This is a genomic window from Deinococcus sp. Leaf326 (genome assembly GCF_001424185.1).
Taxonomy (GTDB): Bacteria; Deinococcota; Deinococci; order Deinococcales; family Deinococcaceae; genus Deinococcus.
Window position 1 is genome coordinate 1 of record NZ_LMOM01000093.1, and the last position, 3,671, is coordinate 3,671.

Sequence of the window (3,671 nt, forward strand, 5' to 3'; positions counted from 1 at the left end):
CGCCACAGGGCCCCGTGCCGTGAGGTCGTTCTGGAGCAGGCTGGCGTCCCCTGTGATTAGGTTTCTTGGTGTCTGGACTTCTTCCAGGGGCTGCAGTCCAGCGCTGTCGGCATAGACCCGGAGTTGTCCCCCGAAGGCCGGCGCTTCGACGGTGGCTCGGCCGCTGGCCGTGACCGGGTGGCCCAGAGTGAGACTGGCATTCCCGACAATCAGGGGAGAAGGGGTGCCGCCCAGCGTGAACTGGCCCTGCCCCGCATAGCTGCGGGCGGTGAGCTGGACCTGGCCCCCAGCCTGGGGGCGGAGGCGCAGCTCGGCTCCTCCTTCTTCCAGGGTGAGTTGGTAGCCAGGCGTGCCGGGGATCGCATCCGGGTTGAGGGGCTGTGCACCCTCCAGGCTCAGGGTGATATTCGGCAGACGTACGGGCAGGCCGGAGGCGTCCTGCACTTGCACGCGCACGATGGCTGGGCGGCGGGCATCTCCTGCCTCTACGAGGGAGAAGGCCACCTGAGCGGCCACGCCAGGGACCTGCACCGTGATGGTCTCGCCTCCTGCTTGGATCGTGTTCGAGCCGGGACGCAGGGGCACAGCCACGTAAGTCAATTCCCCAAAGTTTGGCCCCCGGACCCGCTTGCCGATGAGGGCTGTGGGAACGAGGTCGCCGTTCACGCGCAGCTCGGGCTCGTCCCTGACGTAGTTCACCTGAATGCTCGTGCTGTGTTCCTGGATGATGGCCCCGTCCAGAGGGAGGCGGAGAACGCCAGAGGTGCGGCCTGGTGCTGTCTCTTTGGGGCGTTGCGCGGTGCGGGCGTCGTCTCGGTCTACGTCGCCCTGGAGGAGGTCCTGGCCTTGTTCGGTAACGCGGAGAATGCCGGGCTCGGCGAGAGGAGAGAGGGCATCCTGATGCGTGACCCGGTAGGTGAGGGCATGAGCACCGGCGGTCAGCGTGAAGTAGAGGCGGCCTGAGTGCCCAACCCGCACGTCGACGGGCTGCCCATCGGCGGCCGCACTGCCCGGCACGAAGGTCGCGCCCTCCGGCAACGTGTGGGCGACGAGCAGGGTGCCGCTCGCCACGACCTCCAGGCCGAGCGTGATGGTGCTTTCCCGAGTCGCGCTCGACGTCGGGGCCGCCGTGGAGATGGGGGGAAGGGTCATGGCCTGCGCGCTCCCGAGGAGCAGGGCGGCACTCAGAAGCATGTTGGGAAGCAAGGCCTTCATTTGGGGGGTTCTCTCCGCGTGGATGACAGGGTCAGGGGTCAGGGCCGCATCGGGCAGCTCCGAACGGAAGGTGTAGGTCAGCGTGACGGGCATCTGAGCGCGCACGGCAACCCGCTGGGAGCGCTGTGTGGCGCCGGCGTTGGCGGTGTCCTTGAGGGCTTGAGCGATGCGGACGTTGGTGGGGAGGTAGGCGATGATCTGGTTCTGGGCGTTCTTGATCGCGTCGACGACTTGCTGTGCGTGTGCGGTGGCGGAAGTCAGAACCGCGAGTGTGGAGGCCAAAAGAAGACGTCGCATACCTGCATGGTGTGCGACGTTCTGGTTGTCCGGGGCTTGATCAGGCCTCGCGGAGTGTGCTGCGGCGTCGACCTGACCAATAGGGGCGGGCGTAGCCGAGGGTCTGGTGGTCGAGGTTCAGGGGGTTGTCGCGGAGGCCAGCCTGCCGGATCTGGGTGAGGTGGTAGTAGATCGCATCCTCACCGTCTGCGGGTGGGAAGGCGAAGCGCCAGGCCTTACGTAAGTCGTGCGAGAAGGAGAGCAGGTCCTCCCAGGGGAACACCCTGCCGGCCGCGAATTGGGGGCCGCCACTGGCTTTGAGGTGGCGGTGGATGAGGCGGAGGATGACGCCTCGGTCTTTGACGTGGGCGAGCTGGATCAGGGTGCGGGCGCGGGTGATCTCGCCGGTGCTGACATTGATGTGCTCCCAACGGAGCCGGAGGAGTTCGCCGGCGTTGAAGTTGAAGGCGTAGATGAAGTACAGAGCGAGCCGGAGGGGCACGTCCTTGGTCTGCTGCAGGAGGACGCTGACCTGCTGGGGGGAACAAGGGACAGCGGGGCGGTACTCGGCGGGAGGGCGGACATAGCGGCGGGTGGGGTTGTTGTCAGTGAGGCCATGGAGGATGAGGGCTTCGTAGAGGTTACTGAGGGCAGTGAGGCGAGCGAGCTGGGTGTTGATGCTGGCGGGGCCAAGGGAGGTGAGGCGAACGGTGAGGGGTTCACGGCTGGCGGGCTTTGGCGTCGTCGAAGATGGGTCGGAGGCGACTGCGGATTTGGTTGGGGGCTTGGCCGAGGTCAAGGTGGGTGGTGAGGTAATGGAGATCGTAGGAGCCAATGGCCTCGCGGAGGAGTTCCATAGGATCAGTATATTTGGTAAGCCAATTTAGATTGGGATAACTACTAAAAGCTTTTCCTCGCTCTCTCTGATGCTTTTCTCCCTAAGCCTGTGCCAGAGCAAAAGCATAGGGAGGTCTCTGATAAAAGTGAGGTGAGGTTAAAAATCTCTACAGGAAGGAGAATTTCCAGTCCTAGGTAAATATATCTGGAAATTCTCTCTTCTCTAGAGCTCACTTTGCCCGTCCTCAACCCGCTTGATCCCGCCCTCCAGCGCCTCCACTTCATCGTGGGTCCACCCAGGTGCCGCGGAGACCTTATGAGGGGCTTTGAAGGGCAAGGGCGCCTGCTGCTGATGCCCACGGCCCTCTCGCGGCCCGCCTGGGCACGCTCAGCGCCGGCGAGATTCTGACCGGCACCGCAGCCCTCCACTTGAACCAGACTGGGCTGACCCTCCTGATCGAGGAGGTCGCCCGCGTGGCTCCGAATACGGAGCGCCTGGCGACCGACAATGGGGGAGGGGTCCTCCTCCGGGACGGTTGGCTCTCTGCCCGTGCACGGGGCAAGCTGATGTCCGCTCCTCACCTGATGCGCCTGGAGAACGACACGTCCATCTGCAATGCCACGCTCGGCATGACGCCCAGGCGACGACCCGAGGACACGCCGGAGAACCGGCCGCCTCTCATTCCCATTGAGCTCGCCGTCTATGGCCCGGAGGCCTTGCGCTTCGCGGCGCTGGAGGCTGGCCGATATCTGGTCGTCTCGGGCGCGCTGCAGCGGCGGCTCATCAGCCAGTCGCATCAGCGGCGCCCACGTATTGAGGTGGAACGGTACGAGACCTTGCACCTGGAGCGGGCCCTGATTTGAACACCCGACAGAGGACTGCCCGCCAGTGACGGCGGGCAGGTGTTCCTTCGGAGTCAGGACCGGATGGGGCCAGAAGCGAGAGGGATTACTTCAGGGCGGTGAGGAGAGCCGCGAGGCCAGTGCAGAGGGTGCCGAGGGCCGTCACAAAGACGGCGACCTCAGCCCACTTCACTGGCTTCCGCGTGCGCTTCGGTGTATCCTTACGACGGTTACTCGTAAAGATCACCTCCTTTTGAACGCACCTGGGTTGCCTCCCAGGTGCGTTTCGCACAAGTGGAATTGCACCTCTGTTCTGGCTTGTCATTCGGCCCGTTCCCCTTCGGAACCCCCTCAGTCTACCTCATCAGACTGCCGAAAGAAAGCGTCCAGGCCGTCAAATTTCGAAATAGACAGGGGTGCTTCTCCCCTCATTTCCACAAAGAAACACGGCCTCTCACGGCCGTGTCGCATTGTCACCAAGTCTGGGCTATTCCAGCGCT

The 3,671-nt window shown here is 64.2% G+C and carries 3 protein-coding genes and 1 pseudogene; 1 reads left to right on the plus strand and 3 read right to left on the minus strand.

The features are described 5' to 3' along the window. From ASF71_RS21465 to ASF71_RS24420, 3 genes and pseudogenes are all read right to left on the minus strand, one after another. A pseudogene (locus tag ASF71_RS21465) lies at nt 1-1,512 on the minus strand (hypothetical protein); the annotation flags it as partial. A 40-nt stretch (nt 1,513-1,552) separates the two neighbouring features. Further along, nucleotides 1,553-1,993, minus strand: a complete 441-nt coding sequence (locus tag ASF71_RS21470; protein WP_056303958.1) for a hypothetical protein — start codon at nt 1,991-1,993, stop codon at nt 1,553-1,555. A 217-nt stretch (nt 1,994-2,210) separates the two neighbouring features. Continuing rightward, entirely contained in the window at nt 2,211-2,348 is a 138-nt protein-coding gene (locus tag ASF71_RS24420) for a hypothetical protein (RefSeq protein ID WP_156373043.1), read from the minus strand. A gap of 409 nt (nt 2,349-2,757) precedes the next feature. Between ASF71_RS24420 and ASF71_RS23310 the strand changes: the two genes are divergently transcribed. Then, on the plus strand, nt 2,758-3,192 hold the full coding sequence (locus ASF71_RS23310; protein WP_056303961.1) for a single-stranded DNA-binding protein: 435 nt from the start codon (nt 2,758-2,760) through the stop codon (nt 3,190-3,192). Nucleotides 3,193-3,671: the final 479 nt, after the last annotated feature.

Excerpts from the sequence above, each read along its gene's own strand:
- ASF71_RS24420 (WP_156373043.1), bottom strand. The coding sequence starts at position 2,348 with ATGGAACTCCTCCGCGAGGCCATTGGCTCCTACGATCTCCATTACCTC.